The sequence below is a fragment of the Sandaracinus amylolyticus genome (assembly GCF_021631985.1).
GTDB classification, from domain to species: domain Bacteria; phylum Myxococcota_A; class Polyangia; order Polyangiales; family Sandaracinaceae; genus Sandaracinus; species Sandaracinus amylolyticus_A.
This window is the reverse complement of record NZ_CP070225.1, coordinates 4,421,071-4,444,722: the sequence shown is the minus strand read 5'-3', so window position 1 is coordinate 4,444,722 and position 23,652 is coordinate 4,421,071. Positions and strand designations below refer to the sequence as shown.

The 23,652-nt window shown below is 72.0% G+C and carries 18 protein-coding genes; 11 read left to right on the top strand and 7 right to left on the bottom strand.

Going from position 1 to position 23,652, the window contains the following annotated elements:
- Nucleotides 1-63 precede the first annotated feature (63 nt).
- The gene (locus tag I5071_RS18765) at nucleotides 64-1,662 is read left to right on the top strand and encodes a GMC oxidoreductase (protein WP_236606842.1); all 1,599 of its coding nucleotides are present in this window, start codon (nucleotides 64-66) and stop codon (nucleotides 1,660-1,662) included.
- A complete protein-coding gene (locus tag I5071_RS18760) occupies nucleotides 1,659-2,402 on the top strand; it encodes a hypothetical protein (RefSeq protein ID WP_236606841.1) in 744 nt (247 codons plus the stop codon). The genes I5071_RS18765 and I5071_RS18760 overlap by 4 nt, the downstream gene beginning before the upstream one ends.
- A 208-nt stretch (nucleotides 2,403-2,610) precedes the next feature.
- On the opposite strand, the gene I5071_RS18755 is transcribed toward I5071_RS18760, so the two are convergent.
- Entirely contained in the window at nucleotides 2,611-3,189 is a 579-nt protein-coding gene (locus tag I5071_RS18755; RefSeq protein WP_236606840.1) for a hypothetical protein, read from the bottom strand.
- A 174-nt stretch (nucleotides 3,190-3,363) separates the two neighbouring features.
- On the opposite strand from I5071_RS18755, the gene I5071_RS18750 reads away from it, so the two are divergent.
- Nucleotides 3,364-4,122 (top strand): DUF1295 domain-containing protein, encoded by a 759-nt coding sequence (locus I5071_RS18750; RefSeq protein ID WP_236606839.1) that lies wholly within the window; start codon nucleotides 3,364-3,366, stop codon nucleotides 4,120-4,122.
- 85 nt (nucleotides 4,123-4,207) lie between these two features.
- Entirely contained in the window at nucleotides 4,208-5,464 is a 1,257-nt protein-coding gene (locus tag I5071_RS18745; RefSeq protein ID WP_236606838.1) for a peptidoglycan DD-metalloendopeptidase family protein, read from the top strand.
- Between the two features lie 385 nt (nucleotides 5,465-5,849).
- Here the strand turns inward: I5071_RS18745 and I5071_RS18740 are convergent, their stop codons facing one another.
- Entirely contained in the window at nucleotides 5,850-6,512 is a 663-nt protein-coding gene (locus tag I5071_RS18740) for a hypothetical protein (RefSeq protein WP_236606837.1), read from the bottom strand.
- Between the two features lie 80 nt (nucleotides 6,513-6,592).
- Here I5071_RS18740 and purB point away from each other — a divergent pair, with 80 nt between their 5' ends.
- From purB to I5071_RS18725, 3 genes are all read left to right on the top strand, one after another.
- The gene (gene purB, locus I5071_RS18735; protein ID WP_236606836.1) at nucleotides 6,593-7,891 is read left to right on the top strand and encodes an adenylosuccinate lyase; all 1,299 of its coding nucleotides are present in this window, start codon (nucleotides 6,593-6,595) and stop codon (nucleotides 7,889-7,891) included.
- A 124-nt stretch (nucleotides 7,892-8,015) separates the two neighbouring features.
- A complete protein-coding gene (locus tag I5071_RS18730) occupies nucleotides 8,016-8,828 on the top strand; it encodes a tetratricopeptide repeat protein (protein WP_236606835.1) in 813 nt (270 codons plus the stop codon).
- Nucleotides 8,828-10,699 (top strand): putative metal-binding motif-containing protein, encoded by a 1,872-nt coding sequence (locus I5071_RS18725; RefSeq protein ID WP_236606834.1) that lies wholly within the window; start codon nucleotides 8,828-8,830, stop codon nucleotides 10,697-10,699. The genes I5071_RS18730 and I5071_RS18725 overlap by 1 nt, the downstream gene beginning before the upstream one ends.
- Nucleotides 10,700-10,752: 53 nt before the next feature.
- Here the strand turns inward: I5071_RS18725 and I5071_RS18720 are convergent, their stop codons facing one another.
- The gene (locus I5071_RS18720; protein ID WP_236606833.1) at nucleotides 10,753-11,751 is read right to left on the bottom strand and encodes a DUF1517 domain-containing protein; all 999 of its coding nucleotides are present in this window, start codon (nucleotides 11,749-11,751) and stop codon (nucleotides 10,753-10,755) included.
- Nucleotides 11,752-11,812: 61 nt separating this feature from the next.
- Here I5071_RS18720 and I5071_RS18715 point away from each other — a divergent pair, with 61 nt between their 5' ends.
- A complete protein-coding gene (locus I5071_RS18715; RefSeq protein WP_236606832.1) occupies nucleotides 11,813-12,811 on the top strand; it encodes a phosphoribosylaminoimidazolesuccinocarboxamide synthase in 999 nt (332 codons plus the stop codon).
- A 14-nt stretch (nucleotides 12,812-12,825) separates the two neighbouring features.
- On the top strand, nucleotides 12,826-13,068 hold the full coding sequence (purS, locus tag I5071_RS18710; RefSeq protein ID WP_236606831.1) for a phosphoribosylformylglycinamidine synthase subunit PurS: 243 nt from the start codon (nucleotides 12,826-12,828) through the stop codon (nucleotides 13,066-13,068).
- A gap of 16 nt (nucleotides 13,069-13,084) precedes the next feature.
- Here purS and I5071_RS18705 read toward each other — a convergent pair whose 3' ends face one another.
- Nucleotides 13,085-15,319 carry a protein kinase domain-containing protein gene (locus I5071_RS18705; RefSeq protein WP_236607662.1) on the bottom strand — a complete coding sequence of 745 codons (2,235 nt, stop codon included), beginning with the start codon at nucleotides 15,317-15,319 and terminating at the stop codon, nucleotides 13,085-13,087.
- Between the two features lie 116 nt (nucleotides 15,320-15,435).
- Between I5071_RS18705 and I5071_RS18700 the strand changes: the two genes are divergently transcribed.
- A complete protein-coding gene (locus I5071_RS18700; RefSeq protein ID WP_236606830.1) occupies nucleotides 15,436-17,148 on the top strand; it encodes a proline--tRNA ligase in 1,713 nt (570 codons plus the stop codon).
- Between the two features lie 139 nt (nucleotides 17,149-17,287).
- On the opposite strand, the gene I5071_RS18695 is transcribed toward I5071_RS18700, so the two are convergent.
- Nucleotides 17,288-18,421, bottom strand: coding sequence for an alpha/beta hydrolase (locus I5071_RS18695; protein ID WP_236606829.1), 1,134 nt, complete (start codon nucleotides 18,419-18,421; stop codon nucleotides 17,288-17,290).
- 207 nt (nucleotides 18,422-18,628) lie between these two features.
- On the opposite strand from I5071_RS18695, the gene I5071_RS18690 reads away from it, so the two are divergent.
- Nucleotides 18,629-21,211 (top strand): lytic transglycosylase domain-containing protein, encoded by a 2,583-nt coding sequence (locus I5071_RS18690; protein WP_236606828.1) that lies wholly within the window; start codon nucleotides 18,629-18,631, stop codon nucleotides 21,209-21,211.
- Nucleotides 21,212-21,272: 61 nt separating this feature from the next.
- On the opposite strand, the gene I5071_RS18685 is transcribed toward I5071_RS18690, so the two are convergent.
- Together I5071_RS18685 and I5071_RS18680 are read right to left on the bottom strand one after the other, a co-directional pair.
- Nucleotides 21,273-21,548, bottom strand: a complete 276-nt coding sequence (locus tag I5071_RS18685; protein WP_236606827.1) for a hypothetical protein — start codon at nucleotides 21,546-21,548, stop codon at nucleotides 21,273-21,275.
- A gap of 13 nt (nucleotides 21,549-21,561) precedes the next feature.
- Nucleotides 21,562-23,529, bottom strand: a complete 1,968-nt coding sequence (locus tag I5071_RS18680; protein ID WP_236606826.1) for a hypothetical protein — start codon at nucleotides 23,527-23,529, stop codon at nucleotides 21,562-21,564.
- Between the last annotated feature and the right edge of the window lie 123 nt (nucleotides 23,530-23,652).

The window sequence follows — 23,652 nt, the reverse complement described above, 5'->3', positions numbered from 1 at the left end:
TTCAGGAGCGCGTCAGTTTGACGACCGGGCCTCCTCCGAAGCAACCTCGGCCCGGTCTTCGCCATGCAGCAACGCCGCCGCCTCTTCCTCCCACTGTCCCGTCGCACCTTCGTCAAGCTCGCCGCCGCGAGCGCCGCGTCCGCCGCGTTCGTCGGCTGCGGCCCGTCCGGCGCCGACGCCGAGGAGGTCGACAACCTCATCATCGGCTCGGGCTTCGGTGGCTCGATCAGCGCGTACCGCCTCGCACAGGCCGGCCACTCGTCGGTCGTGCTCGAGCGCGGCCGTCGCTGGACCATCGAGAGCCCCGGCGACGACGTCTTCAGCGACATGGGGTTCACCACGGGCGACGCGTACGACTACCGCTGCCGCTGGATGGGCACCCAGGCGCCGCTGCCGGGGCTCCCTCCGAGCCGTCCTCTGCAGCAGTACGCCGGCGTGCTCGAGCGCATCCCGGGCGACGGCATCGACATCGTCTGCGCCGCGGGCGTCGGCGGTGGATCGCTCGTCTACAGCGGCATGATGGTGCGGCCGCGAGACGATCACTTCGAGTCGGTCTTCCCGAGCGAGCTCACCGCGCGCTCGATGGATCCCTACTACGAGCGCGTGCGCGATCTCGTGCAGCCCTCGGCGCTTCCCGACGATCTGCTCGAGCTCGATCCGTGGATCGCGTCGCGCACGTTCATCGAGCAGGGCATGCGCGCGGGCTACGACGTGCAGCGCCTGCTCTGCGGCTTCGACTGGGAGAAGGCGCGGGCCGAGGCGCGCGGCGATCTGCCGCCGCAGCTGATCCGCGGCTCGTACATCTTCGGGCTCAACAACGGCGCGAAGGCGACGCTGGACAAGCTCTACCTCGGCATGGCCGAGGCGACCGGGCTCGTCGACGTGCGGCCGCTCCACTGGGCGCAGCGGATCATCCGCGACGGCGCGCGCTGGCGCGTCGAGGTCGATCGCATCGACGAGATGGGCGTCGTGCAGGAGAGCTTCGCGATCTCCGCGCGCCGTCTCTTCGTGTGCGCGGGCACCGCGAACACCAACGCGCTGCTGATCCGCGCGCGCGACGAGGACACGATCGCCGATCTGCCCGAGTCGCTCGGCGAGGGCTTCGGCAACAACGGCCAGCACATCCGCGCGCGCCGCGGCGTCGGCGTCGACACCGGCGCGTTCCAGGCCGGTCCCGCGTGCATCATGCTGTTCGATCAGGACGCGCCGATCGCGATGGAGAACGGGCCGGCGCCGCTCGGCACCGAGATGCAGATGCTGATCGGGACCGGTCAGGGCATCCCGAGCGGGCGCGGTCGCTTCATGTGGAACGCCGCGGAAGGTCGCGTCGTGCCGGTGTGGGATCCCGCGTTCGACGCGGAGGCGCGCGCGAACACCGACGAGGTGATCCGCCGCCTCAACGAGATGAACGCCGGCGAGGACGCGACGGCGCGCATGAACCTCGATCAGTCGGTCACGTTCCATCCGCTCGGCGGCTGCGTGATGGGGCAGACCACGGACCTCTACGGTCGCGTGAGCAACCAGGACGGGCTCTACGTGGTCGACGGATCGCTCATCCCGGGCGTGACGCCGCTCTCGAACCCGTTCTGGACGGTGAGCGCGAACGCCGAGCGCTGCATCGAGCGGATCATCGCCGAGGACTACGCGGAGGCGACGTCGTGAGCACGCTTCGTCACGTCATCGGCGGCGCGTGCGTCGCGCTGATCTCGCTCGCGCAGGCGGGCTGCTACGGCAACGAGTCGACGCTCTTCCCGGCGGGCGCGGAGCCCTGGGAGGAGAACCTCGCGTCGATGCCGCCCGCGAACGACGGGACGCCGTGCGCCGAGGAGCTGACGTTCCATCGCACGGCGTGGCTCACCGCGCGCGCGGTCCACGCACGCGCGTGCATCCACCAGCCGCTCGAGGTGGTGTGGCGCGCGCTCCGCAACCCGCAGACGGGACGCGATCCCACGACGACGGCGCGATGGCGCGTGGTGGAGTGGGACGTGGCGCGCGACGAAGATCCCGCGCCCGACTTCAGCTACCGCACGTACCTCTTCGTCGACGACATCATCGATCTCGAGATGGAGCAGGTGTGGCGCCACTACCTGGTCCAGAGCGAGACCGACGAGACCGGCGCGGAGACGCCCTCGCTCGTCGCGACGCGCTGGCAGAAGGTGTGGGGCACGAGCGCGATCAGCGTGATGGAGGGCTCGGTCGTCGCGCGCCCGTTCGAGGAAGACCCGTCGATCACGCTGGTCGAGTACCAGTACCACCTCGACGCGGTCGCGCGTGACGATCACCGCACGATCGAGACGTTCCTCGGCGTGATCTACGGGCGCCTCAAGCAGGACGCGCACGGCGAAGCGCTCGATCCGAGCGACTGCGACGAGTGCCCGGAGCCGCCCGACTCGTATCTCTGAGAGCCTTCTCTCCACCGGGAAGGACGCGGCGCGATACGGGGGCTGATCGTCACCCGCTCGCTGCGCGCGGTGCTCACCTACCGAAGTAGGCTCCGCTCCGTGCTCGCGACCGGGTGCCGCTGAGCCCCCGTCTCACGCCGCGCGATGGACGCGCGGCTCTGCAGTCTTTCGTCGCGCTCGTTCGACTCGAGCGTGCGCGTGCGAGCGGTCAGCTGCCGCGCTTCTGGTACTCGAGCGTGAAGTGCACGGGCACGGGCATCATGGGGCCCTGCTGCGTCGCGGTGACGGTCATCGTCCGGCCGTCGGGCGAGAGCGCGTAGGTGTTCCAGCGGCGCCCGAGCGAGTGCCCGAAGTACTGCTCGAGGCGGCCCTCGCGGAAGTGCTGGGTCACGTCGACCGCTGCGCCGTCGGGCAGCGTGAACGGCTGCGCGACGCCGGGACGCGTGGTGTACGTGAAGCGCGAGTCGAACACGCACGTGATGCGGCCGTCGGCGAGGAAGTCGAGATCGATGCGGCGGTTGAGCGGCGTCTTCTCGTGCAGCTGATCGCGCGTCACGCCCTGCAGGAAGAAGTTCATCTCGCCGACCGCGCGCTCGATCGCGGCGTCGATGCGCTGCTGTCCGGTGCGCTCGGGGGTCGAGAGGAACCACGCGCCGTCGAGCAGCGTGCGGAGCTCCGCCTCGGTGCGCTGCGCGGGCGGTGTGTCCTGGGTCTGCGCGCGATGTGGGATCGCGACCGCGAGGGCGAGGATCAGCGAGACCGAGAGGGCAAGACGTCGGGCCAGCATGGAAGTCGACCCTAGACTGCTCGACGCGCTCGTTCGATTCAATCGGCTCACTGCGCAGCCGGCTCCCGTGCGTGCCCGCGGCGGGCACTCCCGTCCGCCGTCTGCTCCGCGAGCACTCCTGTCTCGATTCAATCGCGCGAGCGGGGAATGCGCGTATGCTCCGCGCCCATCGTCATGGCCGAGGCCGAGCTGCATTCCATCGCGACCTGGACCGAGATCGGTCTCGCCGCGCTCACGTTCGTGTCGCTCTTCTTCGTGACCGCGCCCTACGGGCGGCACGGGCGCAAAGGGTGGGGCCCCGAGATCTCGCAGCGCCTCGGCTGGGTGCTGATGGAGCTGCCCGCGTGCGTGCTCTGGCTCGGCATCTACTTCGCGGGCACGCACGCGTTCGAGCTCGCGCCGCTCGCGCTGATGGCGCTCTGGCAGCTGCACTACGTGAACCGCACGTTCGTGTTCCCGTTCCGCATCAAGGCGGAGGGCAAGACGACGCCGGTGTCGATCGTCGCGACCGCGATCGTGTTCAACACGCTGAACGCGTACGTGAACGCGCGCTGGGTCTCCGAATTCGGCAGCTATCCGATCAGCTGGCTCTACGACGCGCGCTTCGTGATCGGTGCGGTGCTCTTCGTCGCGGGGTTCGCGATCAACCAGCACGCCGATCAGGTGCTGATGAACCTGAGGAAGCCGGGCGAGACGGGCTACAAGATCCCGCACGGCGGTCTCTATCGCTTCATCTCGTGCCCCAACTACTTCGGGGAGATCCTCGAGTGGACCGGATGGGCGATCGCGACGTGGTCGCTCGCGGGGCTCGCGTTCACGCTCTACACGATTGCGAACCTCGCGCCGCGCGCGCTCAAGCACCACGAGTGGTATCGCGAGAAGTTCCCGAACTACCCGACCGAGCGCAAAGCGCTGCTGCCTTTCGTCATCTGAAACCCAGCGGGCGCACACCGCTGATCGCGGCCTTCTCTCGACGGTTCCTTGACGCCCGGCGCGCGTTGGGCCGATGGTCGAGGACGTGCGCCGGACCACCGCGATCCTCGTGCTCGCGCTGTCGATCCTGCTGCTCGCCCCGGGGCGTCCCTGGCGCGCGCGGCGGCGCGCGGGCGTTCGTCCCAACCACATCCTGACCGAGCGCGTGCTGCCCGCGGACTGGCCGAGCGAGCCGCGCACCCCGGCGCGCATCGATCACGCGCGCTTCGCCCGCGCGCTGCACGAGCTCTGCGGGTTCATGCCCCCGGGACGCGACGAGCGCTGGGCGACGTGGATCACCCAGTACGCGCAGGAGTTCGACGTCGATCCGTTCCTCATCGGCGCGCTCGTCCATCGACAGAGCCGATGCCTGCCCGACGCCGAGAACGTCGAGGGCCCCGGGCTCGGGCTCACCCAGATCCATCGCGAGATGTACGCCGAGCAGCTGCGCGACGGGGTGCTGCGTTATCGCGTGATCGAGAACGATCGCTGGGTCGATCGCGAGCGTCGCGCCGATCGCTTCCCGTTCGCCGGGCCGCGGCTCTTGATGGCGGAGCCGAACATCTACTTCGCGGCGGCGATCCTCGCGATGTGGAAGGACCAGCACGACACGCTCGACGGCGAGTTCGATCAGCAGGCGCACCGCCACTGGGTCTCGCACTTCCTGTGGGGCGACGCGGTGCGCAGCGACTGGGAGGAAGAGCGCGTCTTCGCCGATCGACGGCGGCTGCTCGAGTACTACGGCGCGCACCAGGGCATGGCGCCGCTGCGCGTGCGCGGGGTCGAGATGGGATGCCCGCTCGATGGCTGTCCGCGCGTCGTGCTGAGCTGGCTCGGCGCGGAGCGCGAGGGCGGCGCGCGCGAGCATCGGGGCATCGACGTGGACTCGCTTCCCGGCGAGCCGGTGCGCGCGATCGCCGACGGGCTCGTGACGTTCGCGGGCGTCGATCTGCCGGGGCATCGCTCGCACGTGCAGGTCGCGCGCGCCGAGGAGTACGAGCGCTACGGGCGCCGCGATCTCGGCGCCGGCGGACGCTACGTGTGCATCCGTCACGGGCGCGGCGAGGGCGACGACTCGAGCCTGCGCTCTTGCTCGATGCACCTCGAGACGGTCGAGGTGCGCTACGGCGATCGCGTCACGCGCGGCCAGCGCATCGGCACGGTGGGCCGCACCGGGATGCAGCGCAGCGCCGCGCACCTGCACCTCGAGATGTACACGGGCGAGCGGCTCGAGGACGCGAGCGAGCTCCTGCGTGGGCTCTTGCTGGGGCGTCCGCCCGAAGATCCTCGCGCGCGACGTTGATCGCGATTCTGTCGTTATCGCGGCTGATGCGGTCAGGCCCGCGGAGCGTCTCGTGTGTATCGGGGACGATGCGGTCAGACGCGCTCGGGCGTTGGTAGAGCGCCGAGGGCGTGGGTGGAAGGCTCGTCGGCCTGGTGGGAAGGCTCGTCGGGCTGGTGGGAAGGCTCGTCGGGTTGGTCGGAAGGCTCGTCGGGCTGGTGGGACGGCTCGGATGCGCGGTGGGGCGGGTCGGACGCGCGGTGGGACGGGTCGGACGCGCGGTGGGACGGGTCGGACGCGCGGTGGGACGGGTCGGATGCGCGGTGACGAGCCTCGGATGCGCGGTGACGACGCTCGCCGGCAGCTCGATCGGGCTCGTCGGTGCGGGGTGGCGCGCCCGGCGAGCTCACGACGTCGCGAGCGCGTCCCAGACCGCGTCGTCGAGCGAAGTCGTGTCGAGCACGAGCGTCGCGAGGAGCGCGACGGCCTCGCCCGCCGAGGTCACGGCGTCGACGAGCAGCCCGCGCTCGACGCTCGCGGGAGCGGTGACGAGCAGCGTCGCGGGTCCCGGGTGCGCGGGCAGGAACGCGTGCACGCCGCCGCCCATGTAGCTCGCGGTGGTGCGCGCGCGGAGCAGTCGATCGGACTCCATCGACGACTCCGCCGCGCGCAGCGCCTCGAACGCACGGCACACGTGACCCGCGGCGCGCGCGATCACCGCCTCGCGCGTACGGTCGCGCTCGCGGTAGCTGCCGAGGGCGTGGGCGTCGCGCTCGCAGCGCTCGGCGAGCTTCGCCGCGGTCTCGGCATCGCTGGCGGCGACGCTCTCCTCGACGGCCTGCTCGAACGCCTCGGTCTCGGGCGCGCTCTCGACGACTGCGAAGAACGCGGCGGCCGCGGACTCGGCGATCGTCTCCACCGCGACGCCGGAGACCGCGCCGAGCCACACCCGATGGCGCGACGAGGGGCTCGCGTCCCACGCGTCGTCGAAGGACGGATGCTTCGCAGCCCACGCCGCGATGTCCGCGGGAGCGTCGAAGTCGCGGAGACGTTCGGCGTGGTTCGACATCGCGCGAACCTGGCGTCACCGCGGGGCCCCAGCAAGCAGCGACGTGCGCGCGCCCGGGGCGGCGCTAAGGTCGCGCCGCCATGATTCCGCGCTACACGCCCGCCGACTTCGAAGAGCTCTGGAGCCCCCGCCGCAAGTACCTCGCCTGGCTCGACGTCGAGCTGGCCGCGTGCGAGGCGATGGAGCGCGCGGGGATCGTGCCCGCGGGGACCGCGGCGCAGGTGCGGCCGGTGGCCGATCGCATCGATCCCGATCGCATCGACGCCATCGAGCTCGAGACGCGGCACGACGTGATCGCGTTCCTGACGCACGTCGAGGAGCTCGCGGGGCCGCCCGCGCGCTGGCTGCACCGCGGCATGACCAGCTCGGACGTGCTCGACAGCTCGTTCGCGCTGCTGCTCGTCGAGGCGACCGACAAGCTGATCGCGCGCACCGACGCGCTGCTCGACGCGTTCCGCGCGCGCGTGCAGGAGCACCGCAGGACGCCGATGATCGGGCGCTCGCACGGCATCCACGCGGAGCCGACGACGTTCGGCGTGGCGCTCGCGGGCCACTATGCGGAGCTCGCGCGCGGCCGTGCGCGGCTGGTCGCGGCGCGCGCGGAGATCGCGTTCGGGAAGATCGCGGGCGCGGTCGGCACCTACGCGCACCTCACGCCGGCGATCGAGGCCGACGCGCTGGGCAAGCTCGGGCTGACGCCGGAGACCGTCGCGACGCAGATCGTCCCGCGTGATCGCCACGCGGTCCTCGCGAACGCGATGGCGGTGGTCGCGGCGGGCATCGAGCGCTTCGCGACGAACGTGCGGCACTGGCAGCGCACCGAGGTGCTCGAGGCGGAGGAGCCGTTCGCGAAGGGCCAGAAGGGCTCGAGCGCGATGCCGCACAAGCGCAATCCGATCCTCAGCGAGAACCTCTGCGGCCTCGCGCGCGTGGTGCGCGCGGCGGTGGTGCCTGCGCTCGAGAACGTCGCGCTGTGGCACGAGCGCGACATCAGCCACTCGTCGGTCGAGCGCATGATGATGCCCGACTCGACCGCGACGCTCGCGTTCATGCTCGATCGCACGAAGCGCCTGATCGAAGGGCTCGTGGTCTATCCCGAGAACCTGAAGCGCAACCTCGAGAAGACGAACGGGCTCTGGGCGAGCGAGGGCGTGCTGCTCGAGCTCGTGCACAAGGGGCTCGCGCGTCAGGGCGCGTACGTGCTGGTGCAGCGCAACGCGATGCGCGCGTTCGCGGGCGAGGCACCCTTCGTGACGCTGCTCGAGGCGGACGCCGACATCCGCGAGCACCTGAGCGCGGAGGAGATCCGCGCGCAGTTCGATCTGGGGCACGCGCTCGCGCACTGCGACACGATCATCGACCGCGCGCTCGCGGGCTGATGGCGCGCGGCGTGCTCCTGCGGGAGACCGACGCTGCGATCGAGCCGGAGCGAGCTCCGGGCTGTGGCGGGAGGCCGCAGGGGGAGGGACAGCGTGACCTCTCCGCGCAGCGTCGGAGGAGCCGATGCACCGCTTCGCCCGACGATTCGCCGTCCTCGCGCTGTCCTGCAGCGTGATCACAGTCGCGCTCGCGGATGCGGGCAGCGCCGAGGCGCAACGACGTCGCCGTCCCTCGGGACGTGCGCGTGACGCGCAGACCCAAGCCCAGGAGCAGCAACGCGAGGGCGTCGATCCACGTCTCGACGAAGAGGCGCGACAGCTCTTCCTCGCGGGGCAGACCGCGTACGACGCGGGTCGCTACGAGGCGGCGCTCGACTACTTCACGCGCGCGCACGCGCTGAGCGGGCGACCCGGGCTGCTCTTCAACATCGCGTCGGCGTCGGAGCGCCTGCGCCGCGACGACGAGGCGCTGCGCGCGTACGAGGAGTACCTGCGCGTGATGCCCGACGCGTCGAACCGCGAGTTCGCGGAGCAGCGCATCGCGTTCCTGCGCGAGCAGATCGCGGCGGACGCGCGCCTGCGCCAGGCAGCGCAGCGCGCGGACGGCGGCGACGTGCAGATCCAAGCGCGCGAGGACGAGGAGCGGGCACCCTCGGGCGCGGCGCGCGCGACGACGACGCCGCGGCCCGCCGAGCCTCGGCCGATCGGCGAGCCCGCGGTCGCGCCCGGCGCGCTCGCGGTCGACACCGACACCGACGATCGTGATGGCGACGTGACCGGCGAGTGGTGGTTCTGGACGCTGGTCGGGGTCGCGGTGGTGGGCACCGGCGTCGGCGTGGGCGTGGCGATCGCCGCTGCCACCGACGGAGACTCGGGACCGCCGGTGCAGGGCGACTTCGGGCCGGGGGGTGTGATCGTCGCGCTGGAGGCCTTCTGATGCGCGCCCCCATCGCGCTGCTGTGCGTCGCGATCGCGCTGGTCGCGTGCACGTCCGACGGCGACGACGCCACCCGCGTCGTGGTCACGATCGACGCCGACGAGCCGCTGCGCACGCAGGCCGCGTCGCTGCGGCTGCGCGTCGATCCCGGAGGCGAGGGGACCTTCGATCAGACGCTCGCGGCGCGGAGCTTCGACTGGCCGGCGCGCACCACGATCGTGCCGCGCGATGGCGACGCGTCGCGCGTCTACGTCCTGGAGGCGATCGCGCTCGATCCCTCGGGCGCACCGCTCGTGACCGCGCGCGCGATCAGCGGGTTCGTGCCCGGCGAGACGCGCGAGCTCGTGATCGAGCTGACGAGCGCGTGCCTCGGGATCGAGTGCGCGGCCAGCGAGACGTGCGCAGAAGGCCAGTGCGTCGACGCGCGCATCGCGGCGTCGTCGCTGCCGCGCTTCGGCGAGACCGGCATGGACGGCGGCGTCGCGCCCGGCGACGACGGAGGCATCGACGCGTGCACGCCCGCCGCGAGCTATGCCGACGAGGACGGCGACGGCTATGGCGATCCCGCGACGCTCGAGACTCGCTGCACCGTCCCCGAGGGTCGCGTGACCCGCGCGGGGGACTGCGACGACGCGTGCGAGGCGTGCCGGCCCGAGGGCGTCGAGGTGTGCGACGGCACGCGCGACGAGGACTGCGACGGCACCGCCGACGAGGGCTGCGCGTGCACCACGGGTGCGACGCGCGCGTGCCCCGGCGCGAGCGACGTCGGCGAGTGCGTCGCGGGCATGCAGCGCTGCGTCGAGGGCACGTGGAGCGTCTGCGGCGATCGCGTCGACCCGCTCCCCGAGACCTGCGACGGCGACGACGAGGACTGCGACGGTCGCGTCGACGAGGGCCTGCAGCGCGCCTGCGAGGGCGCGTGCGGCAGCGGCACCGAGACGTGCCGCGGTGGCGAGTGGGAGGGCTGCACCGTGCGCGCGCCTCGCCCCGAGACGTGCAACGGCAGCGACGACGACTGCGACGGCACCACCGACGAGGGCGTGCTCACCACGTTCTATCGCGACGCCGACGGAGACACCTACGGCGCGATGACCGCCACCACGCTCGCGTGCCGGGCGCCGACGGGCTACGTCGTGCGCGCCGGCGACTGCGACGACACGTGCCGCGCCTGTCGTCCCGGCGGACGCGAGACGTGCGACGGGCGCCTCGACGAGGACTGCAACGGCACCGTCGATCAGGGCTGCGCGTGCACCGCGGGCGCGACGCGCGCGTGCCCCGGCGGCGTCGACACCGGCGAGTGCAGCGCAGGCATGCAGACGTGCAGCGGCGGCAGCTGGGGCACGTGCACCGGCGCGGTCCAGGCCACGGCCGAGAGCTGCAACGCGCGCGACGACGACTGCGACGCGCGCGTCGACGAGGGCGTGCAGCGCGCCTGCGGTCCGACGAGCGACGTCGGCGTCTGCCAGCGCGGCACCCAGAGCTGCAGCGCGGGCGCGTGGGGCACGTGCACGGGCGCGGTCGCCGCGCGCACCGAGAGCTGCAACGCGCTCGACGACGACTGCGACGGCACGACCGACGAAGGCGTGCGCACCACGTTCTACGCCGATGCCGACGACGACGGATACGGCGTGACGTCGAGCGCGATCCAGGCGTGCACGCGCCCGAGCGGCTACGCGACGCAGGGCGGCGACTGCGACGACGCGCGCCCCGACGTGCGTCCCGGCGCGACCGAGACCTGCGACGGCATCGATCAGGACTGCGACGCTCGCGTCGACGACGGCATCAGCTGCATGCCCGACGCGGGCGCGCGCGACGCCGGCGTCGACGCGGGGACGAGCATGGTCGAGGTGGACGCCGGCCCTTTCCCGTGAGCGACGACGCCGGCATGCCGCGTCGTCGCGGCGGCCGAGGGCGGCGCTGAGCGTCAGCGCACCTCGGCCCCGCACCCGGGGCATCGCGGGATCCCGCGCGGGAAGGGCGCGCGGCACGCGTGACAGATCACGCGCGCGCCGATCGAGTGCTCCGCGATGACGACCATCGCGGGATGGCGCGCCTCGAGCTCGCGCGTGCTCAGCTTCGCGCCCTCGGCGGGCGGCGACCACACGAGATCGCCCGCGATCATCTCGTGCGGCTGCACGTTGCGAAGACCGCGCAGCGCGATCGCGAGATCGTTCGCGTCGTTGGCCTTCACGTCGACGAGCTCGCGCGAGGCCGCGACGATCACCGTGATCACCACCGCGCCCTCGGCGGGATGCGCGTCGGGATCGGCGATGCCCGACGCGTCTGCTTCGATCGCGGCGCGTGCTCCGTCGGCGAGCGATCGGAAGTGATGCTCCGCTTCGGGCGGCGACATCGGGTGGAAGTTGGAGACCTCCGCGCGCAGCCACGCGACGCGCGCTTCGTCGAGCGCCTGCGCGATCGCGGCGACGTGCTTCACGAGGCCCGGCTTCTTCCGCGCGTCGGCGCCCTTCGCGAGCTCGAGATAGCGCTCGTGCACGAACGCGCGCGCACGCCAGTCGATCGCGATGCGCACCGCCGTGATGTCGACCTGGTTCCAGAGCGGCGAGCCCGCCGCGGGCGGCCGCCCGAAAGGCATCCCCGCGTCGCGCGCGTTGCGTCGCGATCCCCGCACCAGCAGCCACGCGCCACCCGCGAGCGCCACGATGATCAGCGTCGGGATCGGCCCGACGGTCACGAGCAGCACGCGGATCAGCATGAAGACGAGGTACGCGGCGCCGCCCCCGTCGTCGTCCGACGAGCTCCCACCGCCGCCTCCACCGCCTCCACCGCCGCCCCAGTTGCCGCCGCCGAAGCTGCCACCGGTGCCCTGCGCGAACACGCTCTCGGGCCAGAAGGCCACCGCGAACGCCGCGATCAGCGCCACGATCCAGAGCGCGCACGAGCGCGTCGTGATCCCTCGCATCGGGCGCATCGTACACCCCCTTTCGCGCCCAGGTTCCTCTGCTAGTCTCCGCGCCGCCGCGATGCCCATCGACACCGAGACGCTGCGCAAGGGCCTCGAGCTCACGCTCGACGCGACCGACCTCGGAGGCCCGCCGCCGCGCGGCCTCGGCACCAAGTACGAGGGCAAGGTCCGCGACAATTACCTGCCCGGCGACGGGCGCCGCATCCTGGTCACGACCGACCGGATCAGCGCGTTCGATCGCGTGCTCGGCACGCTGCCCTTCAAGGGCCAGGTGCTCAACCAGCTCGCGGCGTGGTGGTTCGATCAGACCAAGGACGTCGCGCCGAACCACGTGCTCTCGATCCCCGATCCGAACGTCACGATCGGCATCGACTGCCGCCCGCTCGAGGTCGAGCTCGTGGTGCGCGCCTACCTCACCGGCGTCACGTCGACGAGCATCTGGACGCACTACGCTCGTTCGGTCGCGGAGGGGCGCGCGCCCGTGTTCTGCGGGCACGCGCTGCCCGAGGGGCTCTCGAAGAACGATCCGCTGCCCGCGCCGATCCTCACGCCGAGCACGAAGGCCGAGAAGGGCGGCCACGACGTGAGCGTGTCGCGCGACGAGCTGCTCGCGATGGGCCGGGTCAGCGCCGAGGAGTTCGATCGCGCATCGCAGCTCGCGCTCGCGCTCTTCCGCCGCGGTCAGGAGCTCTGCGCGAAGCGCGGGCTCATCCTCGTCGACACGAAGTACGAGATGGGCGTCGATCCCAACGGGCGCATCGTCGTGATCGACGAGATGCACACGCCCGACTCGTCGCGCTACTGGTTCCGCGAGAGCTACGAGGAGCGGCGCGCGCGGGGCGAGGAGCCCGAGAGCTTCGACAAGGAGTACGTGCGTCGCTGGCTCGCGGCGCAGGGCTGGACCGGCGACGGCCCGATGCCGCCGATCCCCGACGAGGTGCGCATCGAAGCGTCGCGCCGTTACGTCGAGGCGTGCGAGACGATCATGGGCCGCGCGTTCGTGCCCGACCTCGAGGACCCGCAGGTGCGTCTGCGCCGCAACCTCGCGCTCACCTGATTTCCGGAGAGACCATGAAGGCGAAGATCTACGTCACGCTCAAGCGCGAGGTGCTCGATCCGCAGGGCGACGCGGTGCGCCGCGCGCTCGGCTCGATGGGCTTCGAGGGCGTGCGCGACGTGCGCATCGGCAAGCTCGTCGAGATGGAGATCGACCGCAAGGATCGCGCGGGCGTCGAGGCCGACGTGAAGTCGATGGGCGAGAAGCTCCTCGCGAACCCGGTGATCGAGGACTTCCGCTTCGAGATCGTCGACTGAGCGCCCCCGGGGCGGCTCATGCCGCCTCGAGCGCTTCCGCGACCTCGCGCGCGCTCGGTCGCTCACCGGGATCGAGCGCGAGGCACGCCTCGAGGATCGCGACGATCGCGGGATCGCCGTCCGGCCAATGCGGCGCGAGCGGCAGGCGCGGCGGTGGCGAGCGCCCTTCGAGCACGGCCAGCGCGACCGGCTCGTCGAAGGGCCGGCGCCCGATCAGGAGCTCGTAGGCGAGCACGCCGAACGCGAAGAGGTCCGACGCGGGCCGCAGCGCGCCGTGCCCGCGCGCGAGCTCGGGCGCGATGTAGAGCGGCGTGCCGGGGAGCAGCCCGGTCTCGGTGAGCGGCGGGCCCTCGTCCGACGAGCTCTCCTCGCGCTCGCTCACGAGCGCGTGGGCGCGCTCGATCACGGTCTCGGTGGTCGTGCTCTCGGGCTCCGCGCCTTCGAGCGGCAAGAGCAGCGGCACCGCGCGTCCTTCGTCGACGTGGGCGCGCGGGGGCGCCATCGCCGGCGTCCACCGCGAGATCCCGAAGTCCGCGATCTTCGCGCGCGGCTGCTCGGGATCGCCGGTGAGCACGACGTTCGCGGGCTTGAGGTCGCGATGCACGATCCCCGCGTCGTGCAGCGCCTCGAGCCCGCGCGCGATCTGCGCGAGCACCCGCACCGACCACCGCGCGTCGCCGGTGCGCCGCGCATCGCGCAGCGAAGGCCCCTCGACGAGCTCCATCACGAGATAGAGGAACCCCGCGGCCGCGACGTCGACGTCGACCACGCCGACCACGTTCGGATGATCGATCTGCGCCGCGATGCGCGCCTCGCGCGCCAGCCGCGCGAGCGCACCGCCGCCGAGATCGCGCGTGAGCTTGAGCGCGAAGCGCTTGCCGTCGGAGAGGCGCTCGACCTCGTGCACCGAGCCCATCCCGCCCGCGCCGATCGCGCGGAGCACGCGATACCTCCCCTGCACGACCTCGCCCGGCGCGAGCCGCGGCGCGTCGATCGCACCGCGCTCGATGAGCGCGAGCGCCGCGTAGATCTGCGCCGAACGATCCCCGATCTGGCGCCGCAGCTCAGCGTTGAGCGCCTCGATCTCGCGCCCTCGCGTCTCGAGCTGCGCGACGCGCTGCGCGAGCTGATCGTTGAGCGTGCCCTCGCGCGCGATCGACACGATGTGGCTGCGGCTGAGCAGCAGCGAGAGGAAGAACGCGAACGTCGCGAGCCCGAGGCTGCCGCCGTGCACCGCGCCGAGCGGCGCGCCGAGCCCGAGCCAGAGCGCCATGTCGGGCGCCACGCTCACCGTGAGCGCGATCCAGCAGGTGAAGAGCAGCGCTGCGCTCGTCCGATCGTTCCCGCGTCTCATCAATCGCGCGCAGGTGGAGAGCTGGTAGACGCAGACCACCGCGACGATCCCGACCGTGACCGGGCCCGCGATCTGCGTCGTGAAGTACGGCGACGAGGCGAGCAGCGGCACGACGCACGCCAGCGCGAGCGCGACGCGCCACCCCACGCCCGGCTCGCCCAACGCGAAGAACGCGCGGGTGAACCACACCGAGACGATCGGCGCGACCACGAGCGCGATCGCGAGCACCGGCACGTCGAAGCGCCCCAGCACGAGCTGCGGCACGCCGAGCACGTAGAGCGGGTAGTACGCCGCGGAGAGCCCCTGGATGCCGAACCAGAGGTACGCCTTGCGCCGGCGATCGACGAGATACACCAGCACGCACGACACGCCGATCTGCACCAGCGCGACGAAGCCTGCGGCCGCGAACACGAGGTCGAGCACGCGCCCGAGCTCGCTGCGATCGTGGCGCGCCTCGGCGGGAAGCAGCACCGGGCGCGTGTCCCACCACGCGCTGCGCGTCCAGCGATGCGCCACGGTGATGCGCAGCGACACGTGCCCGTCGCGCGTCGCGTGCTGCGGGATGCGGAACGCGCGCGGCGTCTCGACGCGATACCCGTCGAGCAGCGGCGGCGCGATGTCGTCGAGCACCTCGCCGTCGCCCTCGACGCGGACCCGCGCGGGCAGGCGCACGATGCGCAGATCGAGCGTGCGATCGCGCAGCGCGTCGGGCAGGTCGACCTCGGCGCGCAGCGTGTACTCGAGATCGCGCCGCGGCAGATCGAGGTGCGCGGGCAATGCGACCGTCTCCTCGCGCCCCTCGACCGAGAGCACGGCGTGATCGATCTCGAGCACCTCGGCCTGCGTCGCGCACCCCGCGGTGACGAACAGCACGATCGCGGCCGCGCGCAGGCCCACGCTCCCCAAGGGCACAGCGTTTCTAGAGTCACTCGAACGCGGCGCGGGGAGCAAGACGGCCCCTCCGGACCCCGTTGGTGACGGCCTCGCGGCACGCGTGCTATGAGCCGCGCCGTATGCGTTACTCCCAGGCCTTCATCCCCACGCTCAAGGAAGTGCCGAAGGAAGCGACGACTCCGTCGCACGTGCTCCTCCTGCGTGGTGGGTTCGTCCGCATGGTCGGCGCCGGCATCTACGAGATGCTCCCGCTCGGCCTGCGCGTGATGACGAAGATCGCGGCCATCGTGCGCGAGGAGATGGATCGCGCGGGCGCGCAGGAAGTGCTCATGCCGGCGCTCTTGCCGAAGGAGTACTTCGAGGAGTCGGGGCGCTGGGACTCGTTCGGCGACACGCTCCTGCGCCTCAAGGATCGGAAGGCGGGCGAGTACCACCTCGGGCCGACGCACGAGGAGATCATCACCGACATGGTGCGGCGGGACGTGAAGAGCTACCGCCAGCTCCCGCTGAACCTCTACCAGATCCAGATGAAGTTCCGCGACGAGGCGCGCCCCCGCGCGGGCCTGCTGCGCTGTCGCGAATTCCTCATGAAGGACGCGTACTCGTTCGACACGAGCGAGCAGAACGCGATCGCGTCGTACGAGGCGATGCGCGAGGCGTATCACCGCATCTTCCGCCGCCTCGGGCTCGACTACCGCATCGTCGCCGCCGACTCGGGCGCGATGGGCGGCTCGACGAGCGCGGAGTTCCAGGTGCTCGCGCAGAACGGCGAGGACTCGATCGTCGCGTGCACGAAGTGCGACTACGCGGCGAACGTCGAGGTCGCGGCCCAGGTCGCGCCGGCGAAGAAGAGCGACGCGGTCGCAGCGCGCGAGAAGGTCGCGACGCCGGGCAAGAAGACGATCGAGGACGTCGCGAAGTTCCTCGGCCTGCCCGCGTCGCGCACGATGAAGACGCTGATGGTCGTCGCCGACGGCAAGCTCACGATGGTGCTCGTGCGCGGCGATCACGAGGGCAACGACGTGAAGATCGCGCGCGCCGCCGGTGCGCGCGAGGTGCGCATGGCGAGCGACGTCGAGATCCGCGAGGGCGTGGGCCCGGTCGGATACCTCGGGCCGGTGGGCTGGAGCGGACCGGTGATCGCGGACCTCTCGCTCGACACCGGCGAGGGCTTCGTGAGCGGCGGCAACGAGGTCGACGTGCACCTGCGCGACGTGGTGCTCGGCCGCGACTTCCAGGCGAAGGTCGCGGACGTGCGCACGGTCGGCAACGGCGATTCCTGCCCGCGCTGCGGCGGCGAGCTCAAGAGCTATCGCGGCATCGAGGGCGGCCACATCTTCGTGCTCGGCACCCACTACAGCGCGAAGATGCGCGCGACCTTCCTCGACGAGAACAACGTCGAGAAGCCGATCGTGATGGGCTGCTACGGCATCGGCGTCTCGCGCCTGGTCGCGACGTCGATCGAGCAGCACCACGACGAGAACGGCATCAAATGGCCGATCGCGATCGCGCCGTACCACGTCGTCGTGACGACGGCGGGCAAGGGCGACGATCTCGATCAGGCGGCGGTGCGCATCTACGACGAGCTGCGCGCGAAGGGCGTCGAGGTGCTCTTCGACGATCGCGACGAGCGCCCCGGCGTGAAGTTCAAGGACGCCGATCTGATCGGCATCCCGCTGCGCGTCGTCATCGGCAAGAAGGGCCTCGCCGAGGGCAAGGCCGAGGTGAAGGCGCGCGACGAGAAGGACCCGACGATGGTCCCGCTCGCCGAGGTCGCGGCGTCGATCGAGCAGCGCATCGTCGCGGGCGGCGGGCGCCTCCGCGCGGGCTGACTCATGGCGCGCAAGCACGATCTCGCACCGACGAGCGCCGAGCTGCAGCGTGGCTCGCCGCTCGCGGTGACGATCGGTCTTCTGATCGGCTTCGTGGTGCTCGCGATCGTCGGCGTCGTGACCGTCGTGGTTCCGGAGGTCACGGACGACGGCGACGAGGAGACGCAGGACGCCGAGGGCGATCGCCCGGCCGACGCGCCCGAGGGCGACGCTCCGGCCGCGCCTCCCGCCGCGAGCGCCGCGCCCTGACGCGCGGTCGCTCCTCCTCGATCACGTCGGGGGCCGGCAGCGGCTCGACGAGGCGCGACTCGCCGCGCGCGATCGCGGCGAGCGCGCGCTCGAGCCACGCGTGGAACGTCGCGTCCATCTCCGCCGACATCGAGTGCCCCACGCCCTCGTAGGTCGAGAGCTGGAGATCCCACCCGAGCGTGCGCAGCCGATCGTAGCTCTCGCGCACCGGCTCGAACGGAATGCGCTCGTCGTCGCGGGCGTGCATCGCGCGGATCGGCGCGGCGCCCGCGGGCGGACCGAGCTCGGGCCAGAGCGGCGGCGGCAGCCAACCGGCGAGCGGGAACGCGACGCCGACCAGCGTCGGGTACCGCACCGCGAGCGTGATCGCGAGCATTCCGCCTTGTGAGAAGCCGCTGACCATCGTGGGTCCGATCGTCGGGCGCGACGCGCGCACCTCTTCGATCAACCGCGACAGCCGTGTGCTCACGTCGCGCAGCCCCGCCGCGAGCAGCTCGGTCTGCCCTTCCATCACGCGCACCGGCAGCCACCCGAAGCCCTCGCCGACGATCATGGGACCGCGCGGCATGATCACGCGCACCGGATGGGTGAGCCCCTCGAAGGGCCCGCCCGGGACGCGCGGTCGATCCCCGCGCCCGTGCAGCACCACGATCATCGGCAGCGGATCGTTGGGGTCGACATCGCCGAGCACGATCTCGAGGAAGCCAATGCCCTGCGACTCGCCCTCGCGCACCCGCACGCCGGGCGCGCGCGCCTGGTAGTGCTCTCGCGGCGTCGGCGGCGGCAGCGGGACGCTCGGCTCGGGCACGCTCGCGGCGACGATCGGCTCGGGCAGCGGCGCCTCCTGCTCGGCGACCGGGGGCACCGTCGGCACCGGCGGGTCGCTCGGCGGCGGCCACGCGGCCGGCGGCGTGCGCTGCTGCCTCGCCTGCGTCGGGCGCGGAGGCGAAGCGCCACACGCGCTCAGCACCGCGAGCGTGATCAGCAGAGCGACGAAATCGAAGCAGCAGAGTCGACGTCGCACGATCAGGTCTCGCCGTGAGCGCGATGGGGACGATGCCTGGAAGAACGAGGGGTCCGCGCGTGCGTTTTTTGCGCGCGTGAGCGCGATCGCACATCTTGAGTGTCGGACTCGGAATCCGAACGGGGGTTGTTTGCCGTGATCAGGACCGAGCGAGTGCGCGGCAGTGCCGCGCTGTGCGTTTCGTCGAGGCGCAGCGTTCGATCGTGGATGTCGCTGGCGTCGATCCTCTTGATCGGCGGCAGCACGGTGCCCGCGAGCGCGTGGGACGGGCCGATGTGCGCGTCCGACGGCGTGTCGATGTGGGGCGTGTCGACCGAGGGCGCTGCCACGTGGAGCGAGGCGGCGATGGCGCCGGCCTCGAGGTTCTCGGACGCGAGTCTGACGTCGTGGCCGCGAGATGGCGAGCCCGCAGTGCTCGCGTGCCTTCCCGGCACGCCGGCCTACACCGGCGGGACGCCGGCCTACACCGGGCTCTCGTCTCCCGCATCCGCTGCGCCCACGGTCGATGCGCGCTTCGACGCCGCACGTCGTGCGTACGCGTCGCTCGCCGCACATCGCGCCGCGGCCCGTGACGCCGACGCGCTCATCTCGCTCGCCACGCTGCGCGAGCTGGTGCCCGAGCTCTCCGATCGCTGGGATCTGATCGAGGGCGAGATGCGCCCCGCCGATCGTCGAGGGTGCGAGGCCTACGAGCGCGCCGCGTCGAGCCCGCACGCCGCGGTCGCGGCGCGAGGCCGGGTGGGGCGCGTGCGCTGCCTGCTCGAGGTGCGAGATCGCCGTGCCGACGTGGAGCTGCGCGCGCTGCTCGCGCGTTATCCCGAGCTCCCCGAGGCGCTCGATCTGCGCCTGCTCGAGGCGGAGATGCGCGAGGGACGCGGGGACGTGCGCGGCGCGATCGCGATCCTCCGCGACATCGATCTGACGAGCCCCGACATGCCCGCGGCAGAGCGCGCGCGTGCTTCGGTCGCGCGACTGGAGGCATCGGGGCATCGGATTCCGCCGTTCACGCCCCTCCAGATCGTCGAGCGCCTCGATCGCATCGTGCGCCGCGGCGCGCCCGACTTCGCGCGCGCCGAGATCGAGCGCGTGCAGTCGATGCGCCTCCCGCGCCGCGAGCTCGCGGAGGTGACGCTGCTCGCGGCGCGCATCGCGCGCGTCGAGGGGCGCTTCGAGGACGCGGCCCAGCTGATGCGCCAGGCGCGCGGCGCGACCGACGACGCCGACATCCGCGCGCAGGCCGAGGATCTCGCGGCCGCCGCGGTCGCGCACGCCGAGGGCGAAGCGCGCGCCGAGCTCGCGCGCTTCACCGGTCGTGCGCGGACCCTGCGCACCGTCAACACCACGCGTCTCTTCGGGTACCTGCGCACGGCGACGCGCGCCGGTCTGCGACCCGAGGTCGACGGCGCGCTCGACGAGCTCGCGACGCGCTCGCTCCCCTGCGGGCTGCGCCTCGAGGCGGGCGTCCTCGCGAGCGGCGCCGGCGACGACGAGCGCGTCGCGCGTGTGCTCGAGCAGTGCGTGAACGCGCCGGGCTCGATCGGCGTCGCGTCGCGTTATCACCGCGCGCGTGCGCTCGAACGGCTCGGTCGCCACGACGTCGCGCGCGCCGAGCTCGCGCAGGTCATCGCGCAGGATCGCACCGAGACGCGCTGGTACGCGCTCTGGGCGCGACAGTGGCTGGGCGGCGAGCCGGTCGCGAGCGCGGCGACGACGAGCGCGCTCGAGCCGGGCAAGACGCGCGAGCACGAGGGCGATGCGCCGGAGCCGACGCTGGTCGTCGACGCGCCCAGCCCGCGCGGCACCGCGGTCGCGCCCCAGCCCGCGCCGAGCCCGACCGTGGCGAGCGACGAGGAAGACCTCGACGTCCCGGTCGACGCGCCCGCGCCGCGCTTCCGCCCGATGCCGCGCGACGAGATCGAGCAGCGCCTCGCGGTGCTCGCCGAGACGCATCGAGCCGGCTATCCGTGGCTCACGCGCGCGCTCGCGATGCTGCGCCTCGGCGACGACGCAGGCGTGACCGACGAGCTCCACGAGGCCTTCCTCGCGTGGTACCAGGCGCGCGGTCGCGGGACGCTGCGCGCCGGCGTCGAGGCGGTCTATCGCGGCGCGACGCCGCCGCGCATGCGCGCCGAGTCGGGCGAGGCGATGCGCGCGCGCCGTCAGCTCGGTGCGGTCGATGCGGGCGTGCTCGGCGACATCGCCGCGTCGCTCGGCGACTTCGGTCTCGCGATCCGCTTCGGTGGTCGCTCGCGCGCCGCGATGCGCCCGCGCGCCTACGAGCAGATCGTGAACGAGGTCGCGCGCGAGCGGGGGCTCGATCCCAACCTGCTCCTCGCGGTGATGCGCGTGGAGAGCGTCTACAACCCGCGCATCGTCTCGTACGCGGGCGCGGTCGGGCTCCTCCAGATCATGCCGCGCACCGGGCGCCTCATCGCGCGCTCGATGGGCCGCGAGGCGCAGTTCGGCGTCGACGATCTGCTCGACCCGCGCACCAACATCGAGTTCGCGGCCTGGTACCTGTCGTCGCTGATCCGTCGCTTCGAGGGGCGCGTCCCGCTCGCGGTCGCGTCGTACAACGGCGGCCCGCACAACGTGCGTCGCTGGCTCCGCGATCACTCCGAGGACATGCCGATCGACGCGTTCTGCGAGCGCATCCCGTTCGATCAGACCCATCGCTACGTGCGGCGCGTGCTCGGACACTGGGCCGCGTATCGCGCGCAGCAGGGCCTGCCGATGGTCGAGCTCGATCCGAGCATCCCCGAGCTCGAAGCGGACCGCGTCGCGTTCTGAAAAACGAAACGCGCCCGGATCCGCGTGGATCCGGGCGCGTCGTCACGTCGAGAGCGCGAGCTCAGGTGCCTGCGGCGGCGTCGGTGCCGGCGTCGGTGTCACCCGCGTCCGCGCCACCGCCGTCCGCGTCACCGCCATCCGCGCCCGCGTCGCTGCCCGAGTCGACCCCGGGCGTTCCCGAGTCGACCGGCGGCGGCGTGCCGCTGCCCGCGTCACCGGTGAACAGGCACACCCGGCGGTCGTGGTCGTAGGTGAACCCCTCGGGGCACGCCGCGTCGAAGTCGCAGGCGACGCCGAGCAGGCCGAGCACACAGATCAGCACGATGCGATTCGTCATCGTCGGCGCCTCCTCAGAACACGAACGCGATGCGGCTCTGCAGCGTCCACGCGATGTCGTCGGTGAGGCGATTGCCGGTGGAGATCGGGCCGCCGGCACCGAGCGCGTCGCCGACGCCCATGATGCCGAACTCGTTGCTCCACCGCATCTCGTCGTGCGGGCCCCAGCTCAGCTTGAGCGCGAGGTCCGCCTCCCAGCCGAGCAGACACTCGCTGCCGATGCCGCAGCCCATCGACGCGTCGATGGGGCGCGTGTTGCGGAGCGGCGCGTTGAGCTGATCGGCGAAGCCCATGAGGAACTGGCCGATGATCTCGACGCCGCCGTTGTAGCCCAGCGGGCGGAGGCGACCCTGCGCGAGGAAGTAGATCGAGTTCCAGACACCACCGTTCGACCAGAGCGCCGACGCCGGATACTGGTTCGCGGTGCGCACGTTGAGCACGATCGGATAGAGCAGCAGACCGACCTGGTAGTTCGGATTGTTCGGGCGCTGCGTCAGCGTGCGGATCGCGAAGATGTTCCCTTCCTGACCGGTCGAGAAGCCCGACTCGAGCGTGACCGCCCAGTACGAGTCCTCGACGCCGAGGCGCACCGCGCCGCCCCAGATGTTCGCGCCGCCCGTCGTCGCCGTACGACCGACCGGCACCGCGATCGGCGGCGCGCTCGGGTTCGTCGGATCGGGCAGCACGCAGCCCGTGAGGTCGTTGCAGAAGTCGCCGGTGAGCGCGACGCCGTTGGTGCGGCCCTGGATCGTCCAGAGCTCGCCCTCGCTGTAGATCAGCGGCGCGCGACGCCCGAACGCCGACCAGCGCAGGCGATAGAAGAGGTCACCGATCCACACGTCGGAGCTCGTCGACGCCTGACCGCGGTGCACGAGCACGACACCCGCGCTGAGCTCGTCGCGCGCGTTCACCGCCATGTTGAAGTCGGCGTCGCTCCACGCGAGCACGAGGGTCGTCTGCCAGACGTCGTCCTCGCCCGCGCGATCACCGAGGAACGCGTAGGGCACCGGGCTGCGGAGGCGACGTTGCGCCTCGGCGAAGTCGCGCTCACCCGCGGGCGTCGGGTCCGCCGCGCGCTGGTAGGTGAGCTGATCCTCGACGAGCCAGTCGTACGCGACCGCGAGGATCAGCGGCGTCGCCCGGCTGTCGCCACGCGCGAGCGTGTTGATGATCGTCAGCGGGCGCGTCGCGAAGAGGATGCGGTCGAACGTCGTGCCGCTCAGCGCGTCGCCGAAGTCGTTCTTGAAGTCGTTGCCGTCGTTGAAGAGCAGGCCCATGCCGCCCTGCGAGGGCTGACGGCCGATGCGGATCTGACCGACGGGCGTCATGAACTCGAGCCAGAGCCGGCGGACGAAGATCGGATTGACGTCCGTGCTCCACGTGAAGCCGGAGAACAGGCTCGTGTTGCTCGGGTCGTTGGCGAAGATCGGTGTGCCGTTGAGGCGCGCGTTGTCGCCGAACACGACGTTGTCGAGGATGTCGAACTGCGCGCGCAGTGCCGCGACCGGCTGAGCGCGATTCGATCCGAACACGATCGACGGGTCGAGGCGCAGGCGCATGAACCCGAACGCCGCGTCGGTCGAGCCGTCGCGGAACGATCCGATCGTCGGATCGGGGTTCGGGATCGGCAGGCTGTCGATCACCTCGAGACGCGCGCGGTAGTAGCCGTGCAGCTGGAACTCGATCGGGATGTCGCCGCTGGGCGCGCCCTCACCACCACCGCTGGCCGGCGGCGGAGGAGGAGGCGGCGGGGGCGGAGGAGGCGGCGGGGGCGGAGGCGGCGGCGGTGTCTGCTCGCCCTCGGGGCCGACCGGCGCTTCGCCGGAGACGGTCTCGCCCTCACCGGGAACGTCCTGTGTCTCGGCGGGTTGGACTGTGCCCCCCTCGGGCTCGGTCTCTGTCTGCTGAGCGCTGGCGAGCGATGGAATCGTCCCGCACGCGAGCAGCAGCACGATCGCGAGCGTGGACCGGAATCGTTGCATCGTTCCTCCCGGAGTCTCCTCGGGTCTCGAAGCGAGAGTGCCGCGCGCGCTCTCCCATCCACCGAGAGCACGACACGAAATCGAAACGCGGCGGGCCCATTGAACACGAAGGGACGCCGATCG